The sequence below is a fragment of the Arthrobacter sp. G119Y2 genome, assembly GCF_038069765.1.
Classification (GTDB): domain Bacteria; phylum Actinomycetota; class Actinomycetes; order Actinomycetales; family Micrococcaceae; genus Arthrobacter_B.
In genome coordinates this window covers 216013-229088 of record NZ_JBBPFS010000005.1, presented here as the reverse complement: position 1 = coordinate 229088, position 13076 = coordinate 216013, and the positions used below count along the sequence as shown (strand labels likewise).

Below are 13076 nucleotides of genomic sequence, written 5' to 3'. Positions count from 1 at the left end.
CCGGCAAGGGAGTCAACGGTTGTGCCCCTGCTCCGACTGCAGTCCGCCTACTAGGCGAATTCCCACCCGTCCGCCGGCCGCGGAGCGGACAGCCAGTAGCGCGAACCCTCAGGGTTGCGGGAGACGATGCCTTCATCCACCAGATAGCGGCGGATGGCGGCGGGGTCATCGGAATATTCTGCAAGCCGCTCGGTGATGGCGCGTTCGTTGAGTACGGGCAGCTCTCCGGGCGGTGCGGGGACGGACTCAAAGACGTGCCCGGCAATGAAGTGGAGAAGCTCCAGCCGGTCCGCCTGCCGCCGCGGATAGGCCGAGATTTTTCCCTTCACAAGGAACCTCCCCGCCGAAGTCTCCGGCGGCTCCTTGCCGCTCGCCAGCAGCCTGGCAAACACGCCGCCCACCGGCTGCACGTCGCAGGCCCCGGAGGAGACCAGCCCGGCCTTCTGCAGGGCCGCCAGCGATTTGCGTTCCTTGGGCTCCAAATCCTGCCCGTCCAGCGGAGTGCCGCGCTCGGCGGCGGTGATCACCCGGGCGTACAGCCGCAGCCTGCGTTCGTCGGCGAGCGCCGCAGCAACGGCCCGCCACTGTTCCTGCGGCACCGGCTGTTCCTGCTCCATTTGCATACCTTGCTCTCCCCCGCACCTGTCTGCCCCGCACTCCGGGTCCGGCAGCGGCCACTGCTGTGCGAAGTCCGCCCCGGACCGTCTTCCCGTTCCTGTTCCCGTTGTTGTCCGCAGGGACAGCAGCCCCTTAGCGTGTGAGTACCGTACCCCACCGGTGCCCCGGTGGCACGCAGAAAGGAGCCGAATATGAGCATCGAGTCCGCCTTCCCCGTGCGCGCCTTTGCCGGGTGGGCGGTGGAGCAGGCAGGCGGAGCCGCCGCCGACCTGTCCCGCCGGCTGGGCGGAAGCACGGCGTCGGTGGTTGACCAGGACCTGTCCCTGGCCTGGTTCGCGGAGTCTTTCACCCCGCAGGGATGGACCGTCCCGCCGCCCTGGGATGCGCTGGCCGGAGACTACCCGTGCGCCGACGGCTGGATCCGCCTGCACACCAACGCGCCGCATCACCGGCGTGCGGCCCTGGCTGTTCTCGGGCTTCCGGCAGATATGGCGCCCAACCGCGGGACTGTGCCTAGCCGCGGGACCGTGGCGGCCGCCGTCGCCCGTTGGGAGGGCCAGGCATTGGAGACGGCCGTCATCTCCGCCGGAGGATGTGCGGCGCGGATGCGGAGTCCCGAAGAATGGGCGGAGCACCCCGCGGGAGCGGCAGTGGGGAAAGAGCCCCTGATCGGCTGGACCAATCCGGTCTCGGCGCCTCCGCTGAGCCCGCGGTCCCCGCCGGAGCGCCCGCTGGCCGGAGTCCGGGTGCTGGATCTGACCCGGATTATCGCCGGACCGGTGGCCACTCGGTTTTTGGCCGGGCTGGGGGCCGCAGTCCTGCGCATTGACCCGCCCGGCTGGGCTGAACCCGCGGCGGAGGCGGAGCTGACTCCGGGCAAGCGCTGCGCCAGGCTGGACCTGAAGTCGGCGTCCGGTGCGCAGCGCATCCGGGAACTGATCGCCGGCGCCGACATCCTCGTTTCCGGCTACCGGGCCGGGGCGCTCGCCGGGTTGGGGCTTGATTCTCCCGTGCTGCAGCAGATCCGTCCGGGCCTCGTGGAGGTTTCACTCAATGCCTACGGGTGGTCCGGGCCCTGGGCGGGCAGGCGCGGGTTCGATTCCCTCGTGCAGATGAGCACCGGGATCGCCCATGCCGGCATGGCGCATTTCGGAGCTGACATTCCCCGGCCGCTGCCGGTGCAGGCCCTGGACCATGCAACCGGATACCTCACGGCTGCGGCTGCCCTGCGGGGCTGGCAGCAGCGGCTCGACGGAAGGGTGTCCTCGGCCCGGCTCTCGCTGGCACGCGTGGCCGCTGAGCTGCAGGGCGCGGCCCCGGGCAGGACAGACCCGGGCAGGACAGCGCCGGGCAGGACACAATTTGCCCGGACAGTGGAAGAGACGTTCTGGGGTCCCGGGCTGCGCCTGGCACCTCCCGTGCGGTTCGAAGGCACGGGTCCGCAGCCGCGCCTGTACTGGGACATTCCCGCGGGCCCCCTGGGTTCAGCCGCCGCCGAGTGGTGACCGGCGCGGCAGCTGTCCCGGTACGGAATGCTCCCGGTACGGCTAACTGCGGGCGAAGGCGTCCAGCTTGGCCTGCGTTTCGGCGTCGTGCCGTACCTTGAGCTCGTACTCGATGAAGGCGTCGATCATGGCGCGGTACGTAGCCTCCACTACCGTGGGGTCCCCGTCCTGCGCTTCGGCGGCAGTGCGGACGTGCTCCAGGACCTCTTCCACCCGCTCCGGAGCCTTGACCTGGGCATCGTTGTCCTTCAGCGGCCCGGCCAGGCGCACCAGGCGCTCACGACGCCAGATCAGCGCCACAATTTCCTCGTCAATCTCGTCTATGGCGGTGCGTACGTCATCGAGCTGACAGGTCGTGGATCGTTGGTGATCATGGGTTTCCATGCCACTAGACTAGCGTCCGCGGCGCTGTCAGCCCCGCTCGCTGCGCCCGCCGCCTCCCCCGCCGTCCCGAGCGGTGAAGCCCGCACCGGCATGAGCCGGCGCACCCGGCCGGTGCTGTCCCGGCTGCGGCCGGGACAGTTTTGAAGGCCACCAGATCCTGCGGCCAATGTCATAGGAGAGGGCCGGAACCAGCAGTGAGCGCACCACGAGGGTATCCAGCAGGACGCCGAAGGCCACGATGAACGCCAGCTGCGCCAGGAACAGCACCGGAATCACCCCCAGTGCCGCGAAGGTGGCAGCCAGGACAATTCCGGCGCTGGTAATAACACTGCCGGTGATCATCAGCCCCCGGATAACTCCCTCATGGGTGCCGTGCACCAGGCTCTCCTCGCGCACGCGGGTCATGAGGAAGATGTTGTAGTCCACGCCCAGGGCCACCAGGAAGATGAATCCGTACAGCGGCACAGCCGGATCCGCCCCGGGAAAGTCGAAGACGTGGTTGAACATCAGGGCCGAGACTCCAAGGGTGGCGCCGAAGGACAGCAGCACGGTCAGGATCAGCAGCACCGGCGCCAGAACCGACCGGAGCAGGAGCATCAGCAGCAACAGGATTACTGCCAGCACCACGGGGATGATCAGGTCCCGGTCGTGGACGGCTGCGGCGTTGGTATCAATGGTGGTGGCCGTGACTCCTCCAATCAGCACGCCGTCGATGCCGGACACGTCATCGCGCATGGTCTGCACTGTCCGTTCAGCGGCGTCCGACTCCGCTGATTCATTCAGCGTGGCCTCCAGCAGGACTTTTCCCTCCACCACCTTCGGCGCGGCCGAGGAACTTCCCGGTATGGGCGGGGACTGGACGCCCCCGGCCGTGACCGGCAGGGTGCCTGCGGGGGTTCCCGTGGCGTCCACTGCCAGCGACTGAACGCCGGAGACGTTCAGGACGGCGCGCGCGACGTCGTCAAGCTCGCCTTCCGGAGCCACAATCAGCGCCGGGCTGCCTGATCCGGAGGGAAAGTGCTCCCCCAGGACCTGCTGCCCCTCCTTCGTGGACGTCTCGCCCAGGACAAAGTCGCTCTGCGGCACGCCGGAAGCGCGCAGCTGCAGCATTCCCGCCGCTGCCGCCAGCAGGATCACCGAGGGGATGACCCATACCCGCCGCGGATGGGCCTTGATGGTCCGCGCCACCCGCGGCCAGATGCCCTTGGGTGAATTGCCGTCGCGGTCCGGGTGGGGAGACCCGAACTGCGGGCGCCGGGGCCAGAACGCGGCACGTCCGGTGAGCAGCAGGAGCGCCGGCAGCAGGGTCATCGCTGCCAGGAAGGCAAAGCCGATGCCGATGGCCGCCACCGGGCCCAGCGCCTTGTTGGAGTTCAGGTCGCTGAGCAGCAGGCACAGCAAACCGGCGGTCACGGTTGCGGCCGAGGCAAGCACGGGTTCGAAGGTGCCTTTCAGAGCTGCCCGGGTGGCATCCCACCTGCCCTCGTGGTCCCGCAGCGATTCCCGGTAGCGGGAGACGTACAACAGCGAATAATCGGTGGCCGCGCCGATCCCGAGAATGAACAGGATGCCCTGCACCTGCCCGTTAAGGGTGAGGGTGCCCGCCCTGGCGAGGAAGAAAACCACCAGGATTGCAGCGGAAAGCGCCAGGATCGAGGTCAGCAGCACCAGGATCGGCAGCAGCGGGGACCGGTAGACAACCACCAGGATCACAAAAACCGCCAGCGCCGCCACCAGCAGCAGCGACGTGTCGATGCCGCCAAAGGCCTCACTGATATCCGCAAGCTGTCCGGCCGGCCCCGTGACGTATCCCGAGAGCCCGGGCGGCAGTCCCTCCACACTGACGGTACGGAGGCTGTCCACGGTGGCTGACGCGCCGTCGTCGTCCCTGACCGGAACGAAAATCTCTGCCGCTTTGCCGTCGGAGGAGGTCTGCGGGGGTGAAATCCCGCCGGCGACGCCGGCGACGTCCGAGAGCGCCGAGACGCGGCCGTCGATGAAGCTTCGGTCCTGCTGGGTGAGCCCGCCGTCGTTCACGTAGACAATCACCGCGGGAATGGCATTGCTGTCAGTAAATTTTTCCTGCAGGTTGGCCACCTGGGTGGAGGCGGAACTGGACGGCAGGTAGGACGTCTGGTCGTTGTCGGCCACTTCGCTGATTTTGCCGAAGTAGGGGCCGCCGATACCGCCGACGCCGAGCCAGAGCACAACCAGCACCACCGGAATCAGGATTCGTGCCCATCCGGTGCGCTTAGCGCTGCCCCCGCGTTCCTGCTGCCCGCCGGAAGCACCGGTCCGCCGGGGTCCCCGGTGGCTGCCGGCGGGAGGGCGGGGTGTCGAATCCGAATCGTTCATGGGCAGCTGGGCCTCTCGCCTTGAAGCCTGGCCGCAGCGCAGAGCGCCGCGGTCTCTGGCATCGGGCTCTGCGGGAACCGGCCGCGTGTGCGGCAGGAATCGTGCCCGGTGATACGTCCATGACAGCCCGCCCCGTTCAGCCGCGTCAACCGTCCGGCCGCTGCCGGGAAGCACGACGTGCGGATCACTTGCGTAAAACAAGAGCTTTTAGCTCCGTCAGTGGCAGGATCAGGAGGGTGAAGCCTTCCCTTTCCGTGATGACCGTCGGCGTGCGGGATCTCGAAGTAACCTACGCGTTCTATTCCTCCCGGCTGGGCTGGAAAGCGGCACAGTACGTGCCCGAAGAAGTCATTTTTTACCAGGTGGGCCCGGGGTTGCTGCTGGCCTTCTTCCGGCGCGACCATCTGGCCGCCGAAGCCGGGCCCATGGGCGAAGCACAGGCAGCTCCGGTGACCCTGGGACACAACGTGGGATCGCCCGCGGAGGTGGAGGAAGTCCTGGCCGAGGCCGCCGCGGCCGGAGGATCCATCTCGGCACCCGGCACGCAGATGAGCTGGGGCGGCTATTCCGGCTACTTCACCGATCCCGACGGCTACCGCTGGGAAGTTTGCTACAACCCCGGCCTGCGCATTGATGAACACGGCAACGTCGCCATTGAAGTGATTGAGTCCGTCGGCGACGGGCCGGAACCCGAAGCAGGCAGGCCCGAATCAGCCAGGCCCGAAGCAGAGAGCCAATCCCGCTAAAAAGCCGGTCCGCTAGAAAAGTGCGGGTTCGGCAACTGTTTCCGGGCCCGCTGCAGCCAGCAGCTGCGGTCCGTCGTTGCGGACGCTGCCCACTGCCGGCCCCACTTCGGCCAGGGTCCAGCAAGACGCGGCACGGTAGGCTTCGTCGACAACCCGGCGCACCAGGGCTGCAGGGTCCGGCGCTGACGGATTCAGCCAGTCCGCCATTGACTCCGGGGCCAGCGGTACCGGCATCCGGTCATGCAGCTCGCCCAGCTCCGCCAGCACCGGCGGCTGTCCGGCACCGCGGGTGTCGGCGGGATCGGGTGCGGCGGCGGTCAGGATCGTCGTGGACAGCAGCCAGCTTCCGGGATCCCCCGGTGCTTTGGCCGGGTCCCGCCACCACTCGTACAAGCCCGCAAAGAAGGTCAGTGCGCCGTCGGCCCGGCTGACATAAAACGGCCGCTTGGCCCGGCCCGGCCCGGTTTTCCACTCGTAGTAGCCCTGCACCGGAACCGCGCAGCGGCGGGCGGCGACGGCGTCTCGGAATGTCGGCTTCTCCAGGACCGTCTCACTGCGCGCGTTAAAGGCACGCGCTCCGGCGGAGGCGTCCTTTGCCCAGCCGGGTACCAGCCCCCACCTCGCCGTATGCACCTGGCGCACGGTGTGCCTGCCTGCGCCGGCCCGCGCAGATCCGCCGACGAAGCGTTCGAGCACCACCGGAACGTCCGACGTCGGCGCCACGTTCCAGGACCGGCGCAGCTCGAGGTTCGCGTCGGCCTCCGCTTCGGCCTCCGCCACCAGGTCCGCCGTCGTCTTCGCCATTACGTAACGTCCGCACATGGTTCCAGTCTGCCTTGTTCCGACCGCGGACGCTTGGGAGGCACCCGGGGAATTGAACCGTGCCGGCCGTGGTTGTACCGCACAGTCCCTGCAGTCCAGAACGATAAGGAGCCTTCCATGGCCGCCACAACAGAAGCCTTTACCCCCGACGCCGGTTCCATCACCATGTTCTCCACCACGTGGTGCGGCTACTGCCGCCGCTTGAAGTCCCAGCTGGACGCCGCCGGCATCGGCTACACCGAGGTCAATATCGAAGACGTGGACGGCACTGCGGAACTGGTCGCCGAGATCAACGGCGGAAACCAGACAGTGCCCACCGTGATCTTCCCGGACGGCTCCTCCGCCACCAATCCGTCCGCCGCCGAGGTAAAGTCCCGTCTGGGCCTCTAGCCCGCAGCAGGCGTCCGGGGTACCCTCCCCGGGACACGTCAACTTCGCGCACGGCCATCCTGCTTCATAGGATGGAACGCGGGGCGCCGGGCATCGGCGTCCCGCCCGGACATTCGAGAGGCAGCACACGCACATGGTTCACAAGGTTCAGGCAGTAGTCGTCAAGGAAAAGGACGCACCCGTTTCACTCGAAACCATTCTGGTTCCGGACCCCGGTCCCGGAGAGGCCCTGGTGGACATCCTCACCTGCGGTGTCTGCCACACCGACCTGCATTACAAGCAGGGTGCAATCAACGACGATTACCCGTTCCTGCTCGGCCACGAAGCCACGGGCGTGGTCTCCGCCGTTGGCCCCGACGTCACCGAGGTGGCCCCGGGCGACCGGGTGGTCCTGAACTGGCGTGCCGTCTGCGGCGAATGCCGGGCCTGCCGCAAGGGCGAGCCGCAGTACTGCTTCAACACGCACAACGCCACGCAGAAGATGACCCTGGAAGACGGCACCGAGCTGACGGCCGCCCTGGGCATCGGCGCCTTTGCCGAGAAGACGCTGGTGGCCGCGGGCCAGTGCACCAAGGTGGACGACGACGTCGACGCCGCCGCTGTTGGCCTGCTCGGCTGCGGCGTCATGGCCGGCATCGGTGCCGCCATTAACACCGGCGAAGTCAAGCGCGGAGAGTCCGTGGCCGTTATCGGCTGCGGCGGCGTGGGCATTGCCGCCGTCGCCGGTGCTGTGCTGGCCGGAGCCACCACCATCATTGCCGTGGACATCGACTCCAAGAAGCTGGAACTGGCCAAGGCCCAGGGCGCCACCCACGTCATCAATTCCAAGGATGAGGATCCGGTGGAAGCCATCCGCGCCCTCACCGGCGGCAACGGCGCAGACGTGGTGATTGACGCCGTCGGGCGCCCCGAAACCTACAAGCAGGCTTTTTACGCACGCGACCTCGCCGGCCGCGTGGTCCTGGTGGGCGTACCCAACCCGGAAATGAAGATCGAGCTTCCGCTGGCTGACGTTTTCGGCCGCGGCGGTTCGCTGAAGTCCTCCTGGTACGGCGACTGCCTGCCCTCGCGTGACTTCCCCATGCTGGTGGAACAGTACAAGCTCGGACGCCTGGACCTGGATGCGTTTGTGTCCGAGCGCATTGGCCTGGGCGACATTGAAGAAGCCTTCAAGAAGATGCATGACGGCTCAGTCCTGCGTTCCGTGGTGGTGCTCTAAATGGGCGTGCACATCGACAACGTCATCACTTCCGGAACGTTCTCGCTCGACGGCGAAACCTGGGATGTGGACAACAACGTCTGGATCGTCGGCGACGACGCCCAGGTCATCATCATCGACCCGGCCCACGACATTGATGCCGTGGCCGCCGCCGTCGGAGACCGCGAAGTCCAGGGGATCCTGCTCACGCACGGACACGATGATCACATCCGCGCGGTCGGAGAGGCCCGGGACCGCTTCAGCGCCCCGGTATTCCTGCATCCGGCGGACCGGATGCTCTGGGACGCCGTGTTCCCGGAGGACGGCCCCGACGACGAGATCGAGGACGGAGACATCTTTGAGGTGGCCGGCATCACCCTGCAGGCACTGCATACTCCGGGGCACTCCCCCGGATCGGTATGCTTCCTGCTGGCGTCCGGTGCGCCCGGCGACGGCGCCCCGGTTCTCTTCAGCGGTGACACGCTGTTCGCCGGCGGCCCGGGCGCCACGGGCCGCTCCTACAGCGATTTTCCGACCATCATCAAGTCCATCCGGGAACGGCTGCTGACCCTGCCGTCGGAGACCCGGGTTTACACCGGGCACGGTGACTCCACCACCATCGGCGCCGAAGCCCCGCAGCTGGAGGAATGGATCGCCCGGGGCCACTAGACCCCGCCGGCGGGAACGCCCCTTCCGCGCTGCTTTGCCGGGTTCGCCCGGCACGATAGTTGGATCTGCTCATGCGCGCCGGCTCTCCGGCGCGCATGAGCCCTTTCCGGCAGCGGAGAGCGCCGGCGCGAAAGCCTTGAATCCGGCCGGAAGCAGCCGGACACTGGTCATATGGCCCAACAGATCAGCCCTGCTTTCTGGGAATTGCTGCCCCAGCTGCGGTTTGAACCAACGCCGCGCCGGATCCGCGCCCAGCTCGGGAACAACACCGTGGTCGATTCCGACCATGCGTACCTGGTGTACGAGCCCCGGCGGGTGACACCGGTTTATGCGGTGCCGGCGCGGGACATCAGCGCCGAATTGAAGGCGCACGACGCCGGCCCGTACCCGGAAGATCCGCTGGCCCACGTACCGCCGAATGCCCTGATGGACCCGCGTTATCCGTTTACGGCCCACACGGCGCCCGGGCAGCCCCTGGACCTCCAGGCGGGGTCGCACGGGCTGCCGGGGGCCGGCTTCCGGCCCGATGATCCCGATCTGGCGGACTACGTGGTGCTGGACTTCGACGCCTTTGACCGGTGGCTGGAAGAGGACGAGGAAATCCGGGGGCACCCCCGGGATCCCTTCCACCGGGTCGACGCGCGGCAGTCCTCGCGGGCCGTGCGGGTGCATCTGGGCGGCCGGCTGCTGGCGGAGACCCGCCAGCCGCTGTTCGTTTATGAAACGATGCTCCCTCCCCGCACGTATTTTCCCCGGGAGGACGTGGACTGGGATGCCCTTGGTGCTTCCCTGACCCGGTCGGAATGCCCGTACAAGGGAACGGCAAACTACTGGTCCGTGTCCGGGCATCCGGCGGGAGCGGACCTGGCCTGGTCCTACGAGTCGGTGCTGCCCGATTCGGCGCAGCTGAAGGACCGGGTTTCATTCTTCGACGAGCGCACCGAGGTTTATGTGGATGACGCCAAACAGGAGATCAATTCCCTGTTCCGGTTTTAGTTCAATCCCTCGACAACACCGAGCGGTTCATTGACCGGAAGGTTCCTGCAGCGGGGGCAGCGCGCGCCACCGGCTTTGGCTAGTCTGATGTCCCATGGAGTGGTTCAGCGCCGAGGGGTATGAATTTGGGCGGCAGGTGCTGCAGCGCGGCATTGCCGCCGTGTATCTGCTCGCCTTTATCTCCGCCGCCAACCAGTTTCCTGCGCTGCTGGGGGAAAACGGGCTGCTGCCCGCACCGCGGTTCCTGGCCCGCATCCGGGGCCGGGGCATTCCCACCCTCTTCCGCTGGCATTACTCCGACCGGTTCCTGCTCGCCGTGGCCTGGACCGGTGCCGCCGTCGCGGCATTGCTGGTGGCCTGCGTGCCGCAGTCCGGCCCGCCCTGGCTGCCGATGGCCGCTTTTTTGCTGATCTGGTTCCTGTATCTGTCGATCGTCAACATCGGCCAGACGTTCTACGGTTTCGGCTGGGAATCCCTGCTGCTGGAGGCGGGCTTCCTCGCCGCCTTCCTGGGGTCCAACGACGTCGCGCCCCCGATCACGGTCCTGTTCCTTTTCCGCTGGCTGGTTTTCCGGCTGGAGTTCGGGGCGGGGCTGATCAAGATGCGCGGGGACCCGGTGTGGCGGGACCTCACCGCCCTGTACTACCACCACGAAACCCAGCCCATGCCCAACCCCGCCAGCTGGTACTTCCACCACCTGCCCAAACCGCTTCACAAGGCGGAAGTCCTGGGCAACCACGTCGCCCAGCTGGTGGTGCCGTTCTTCCTGTTTTTTCCGCAGCCCGTGGCCGGGATTGCCGCCGCGGTGGTCATCATCACCCAGGGCTGGCTGGTGCTCTCCGGCAACTTTGCCTGGTTGAATGTGCTCACCATCCTGATCGCCTTCAGCGCGGTGCCGGACTCCCTGGTGCAGGCGCTGCTGCCCGGGGCCGCCTTTGCCTCGCCGGAGCCCCCGGCCACCCCGCTGTGGTTCGCCGTCGTCGTCCTGGCCGTCACTGCACTGATGCTGTACTGGGCGTGGGCGCCGCTGCGGAACCTGTTCAGCAGAAACCAGCTGATGAATGCCAGCTTCAACCGCTGGCACCTGTCCAATGCCTACGGAGCCTTTGGCAGCATTACCCGGTCCCGGAACGAGGTGGTGATCGAGGGAACGCTGGATGATCCGGGTCCCGACGCTCAATGGCTGGAGTACGGGTTCAGGGGCAAGCCCGGTGATCCAGCGCGGATGCCGCGGCAGTTCGCGCCGTACCACCTGCGGCTGGACTGGATGATGTGGTTCCTGGCCCTGGGCGCGGGCGGCAGCACCTGGTTTGAGGTCCTGCTGCAAAAACTGCTCACCGGCGACCGCCGGACCCTTGCCCTGCTGCGCGATGATCCCTTCAAGGGCACGCCGCCGCGCTGGGTGCGGGCCCGGGTGTACCGGTACCGGTTTTCCACTCCGGCGGAACGCCGTGCCGACGGCGTGTGGTGGATCCGGGAACCCGCCGGGTTCCTCACACATCCGGTTCGCCTGATCGGGTCATGACATCTACCGCGCCAAGAGCCTCCAATGGCAGACTGGCCAGCAGATCCGGCCGGCGCGGATACCGGGTCCTTTCCGATGCGAGGAGCACTGACCATGACCCCTGTCGGGACCCTGCGGATTCCCTATCCCTCCACGGATTCGGATTCGGTGCGTCCCGGGGACCGGACACCCGTGGTGTTTATCCACGGACTGTGGCTGCACGCCGGCAGCTGGGATGCGTGGCTGGACCTCTTCCGTGACCACGGATATGACCCGGTGGCGCCAGGCTGGCCGGGTGAGCCCGAGGCACTGCCGGCAGCCAACGCATTCCCGGGGCCGATGGCCGGGACGGGCGCGCGCGAAGCCCTGGCCCATTACGAGAGCTTTATCAGCGAACTGCAGCGGCCCCCTGTCGTTGTGGGCCACTCGTTTGGCGGGCTGCTGGCCCAGCAGCTGCTCGCCCGCGGAGCTGCTGCCGGAGCCGCAGCCCTGGCTCCGGCCCGGTTTCGGGGCGTGCTGCGGCTGTCTCCGACCGAACTGAGGTCATCGCTGCCGGTGCTCTGGAATCCGCTGAACCGGCGCCGGGTCCTCCGCCAGTCTCCGCAGCGCTTCCATAGAACCTTCGCTAATGCGGTTTCCGAAGGCGAGTCCAATGACCTGCATGCCACATGCGTCATGCCCGCTCCGGGACGGCCGCTGTTCCAGGTTGCCGAAGCCAACGTCAACCCGCGTTCCCCGTTGCGGGTGGACACAGCGGCGAAGCGGGGCCCGCTGCTCCTGGCAGGAGCCAGCGAAGACCGGATTGTTCCGGCATCCGTGGTCCGGGCAGCGGCGCGCCGGTACCGGTCCTCGGCGTCACCGACCGAATACCTGGAGATTGCCGGCAGCGGCCACTCACTGGTGATTGACCACGGCTGACGAATTGCAGCCGACACCGTGCTGGGGTTTTTGGCCAGGCACGGCCTGGCCCCGGAAGCAGCGGACCGCTAGCCCCGGAGTGCCGGCTCCGGACTGCCGGAACGGCGGGGCCTACCCGCTGACGTCCGGCTTCGTGATGACCAGGTGTGTCGCGTGGTCGTAAAGGAAGGTCAGCGGGCCGCCGTCGTGCACCATGTCCAGGTTCGCTCCGTCCCGGTGCCCGTCCCTGCCGTAGTTCTCCTCCCAGGAACCGTTCAGCGCCACCTTGTATTCGTAGTGGCCTGCGGGAAGATCCGCGGTGAGCTTCCACAACTCGTCGCTGCGGTCGAAGGTAAGCTGCAGGTCCTTTCCGGCCGGGTCCCAGTCTGCCCCGCCCAACACGCCCAGGTTTCCGGCCACCACAACGGAGCCCGGCTGCGGAAAGGACGGTTCGGGCAGTTCCGCGCCCTGATGCGCCCCGTGCTGTTCCTGCGGGAGTTCCGGCTCCGCGACGGCCGCCTGCAGTGCCTCTTCAACGACGGCCTCGGCGGCCGCTTCGGAAGTGTCCGCAGCAGTTCCGGGGCTGTCCGCTGCCGCCGGAACCGTACCGTCCATGGCAGCCAGCAGGTCAGCCGTCTCCGGAAAATCCTTCAGGGCCTGACGCCCGTGAACCGTAATGCTCCAGCCCGCCCGGCCTTCTTTGGTGATCCATCCGGCCTTGACCAGCTTGCTGGTGGCATTGGCGAGGGCCCGCTCCCCGCGGGCCGCACCGCTGGCCAGCAGCTCGGACTCGCGGTCTTTCAGCGGCACCCGGGTAATGGCAGCGGCGAGGACTTCGCCGCGGCTGATCCGGCGCTGCGCGGACGGATCCTCCGCAGCCAGGACCTCCAGGACTGCCTTGAGCCGCAGCGCGGTGTTTTCGACGGTGTTTTTGGTGGTGTTTTTGGCCAATGGTTTTCCTTTATCCGGCGGTGTTCTTAATACGACTAAAT

The 13076-nt window shown here is 67.4% G+C and carries 13 protein-coding genes; 8 read left to right on the top strand and 5 right to left on the bottom strand.

Features of this window, described 5'->3' with window-relative positions; genetic code table 11:
• Window positions 1-50 precede the first annotated feature (50 nt).
• Window positions 51-617: a DUF2087 domain-containing protein gene (locus WKB88_RS12840; RefSeq protein ID WP_341394934.1), complete on the bottom strand. Its 567-nt coding sequence runs from the start codon at window positions 615-617 to the stop codon at window positions 51-53.
• Window positions 618-809: 192 nt separating this feature from the next.
• Here WKB88_RS12840 and WKB88_RS12835 point away from each other — a divergent pair, with 192 nt between their 5' ends.
• Window positions 810-2123, top strand: coding sequence for a CoA transferase (locus tag WKB88_RS12835; protein ID WP_341394933.1), 1314 nt, complete (start codon window positions 810-812; stop codon window positions 2121-2123).
• A 42-nt stretch (window positions 2124-2165) separates the two neighbouring features.
• Here the strand turns inward: WKB88_RS12835 and WKB88_RS12830 are convergent, their stop codons facing one another.
• On the bottom strand, window positions 2166-2507 hold the full coding sequence (locus WKB88_RS12830) for a chorismate mutase (protein ID WP_341394932.1): 342 nt from the start codon (window positions 2505-2507) through the stop codon (window positions 2166-2168).
• A gap of 27 nt (window positions 2508-2534) precedes the next feature.
• Window positions 2535-4862, bottom strand: coding sequence for an MMPL family transporter (locus tag WKB88_RS12825; RefSeq protein WP_341394931.1), 2328 nt, complete (start codon window positions 4860-4862; stop codon window positions 2535-2537).
• 236 nt (window positions 4863-5098) lie between these two features.
• On the opposite strand from WKB88_RS12825, the gene WKB88_RS12820 reads away from it, so the two are divergent.
• Window positions 5099-5608, top strand: a complete 510-nt coding sequence (locus WKB88_RS12820) for a VOC family protein (protein WP_341394930.1) — start codon at window positions 5099-5101, stop codon at window positions 5606-5608.
• Between the two features lie 12 nt (window positions 5609-5620).
• On the opposite strand, the gene WKB88_RS12815 is transcribed toward WKB88_RS12820, so the two are convergent.
• Window positions 5621-6430: an SOS response-associated peptidase gene (locus WKB88_RS12815; protein ID WP_341394929.1), complete on the bottom strand. Its 810-nt coding sequence runs from the start codon at window positions 6428-6430 to the stop codon at window positions 5621-5623.
• Between the two features lie 117 nt (window positions 6431-6547).
• Between WKB88_RS12815 and WKB88_RS12810 the strand changes: the two genes are divergently transcribed.
• The 6 genes from WKB88_RS12810 to WKB88_RS12785 all read left to right on the top strand — a co-directional run bounded on the left by WKB88_RS12810 (window position 6548) and on the right by WKB88_RS12785 (window position 12105).
• Window positions 6548-6820 carry a mycoredoxin gene (locus tag WKB88_RS12810; RefSeq protein ID WP_341394928.1) on the top strand — a complete coding sequence of 91 codons (273 nt, stop codon included), beginning with the start codon at window positions 6548-6550 and terminating at the stop codon, window positions 6818-6820.
• A gap of 133 nt (window positions 6821-6953) precedes the next feature.
• The gene (locus tag WKB88_RS12805) at window positions 6954-8039 is read left to right on the top strand and encodes an S-(hydroxymethyl)mycothiol dehydrogenase (protein WP_341394927.1); all 1086 of its coding nucleotides are present in this window, start codon (window positions 6954-6956) and stop codon (window positions 8037-8039) included.
• Window positions 8040-8687: an MBL fold metallo-hydrolase gene (locus WKB88_RS12800; RefSeq protein ID WP_341394926.1), complete on the top strand. Its 648-nt coding sequence runs from the start codon at window positions 8040-8042 to the stop codon at window positions 8685-8687. It abuts the gene before it with no gap.
• 171 nt (window positions 8688-8858) lie between these two features.
• Window positions 8859-9683: a DUF427 domain-containing protein gene (locus tag WKB88_RS12795; protein WP_341394925.1), complete on the top strand. Its 825-nt coding sequence runs from the start codon at window positions 8859-8861 to the stop codon at window positions 9681-9683.
• Window positions 9684-9777: 94 nt separating this feature from the next.
• Window positions 9778-11208 (top strand): lipase maturation factor family protein, encoded by a 1431-nt coding sequence (locus WKB88_RS12790; RefSeq protein ID WP_341394924.1) that lies wholly within the window; start codon window positions 9778-9780, stop codon window positions 11206-11208.
• 93 nt (window positions 11209-11301) lie between these two features.
• The gene (locus tag WKB88_RS12785; protein WP_341394923.1) at window positions 11302-12105 is read left to right on the top strand and encodes an alpha/beta hydrolase; all 804 of its coding nucleotides are present in this window, start codon (window positions 11302-11304) and stop codon (window positions 12103-12105) included.
• A gap of 111 nt (window positions 12106-12216) precedes the next feature.
• On the opposite strand, the gene WKB88_RS12780 is transcribed toward WKB88_RS12785, so the two are convergent.
• Window positions 12217-13035, bottom strand: a complete 819-nt coding sequence (locus WKB88_RS12780) for a pullulanase X25 domain-containing protein (RefSeq protein ID WP_341394922.1) — start codon at window positions 13033-13035, stop codon at window positions 12217-12219.
• Between the last annotated feature and the right edge of the window lie 41 nt (window positions 13036-13076).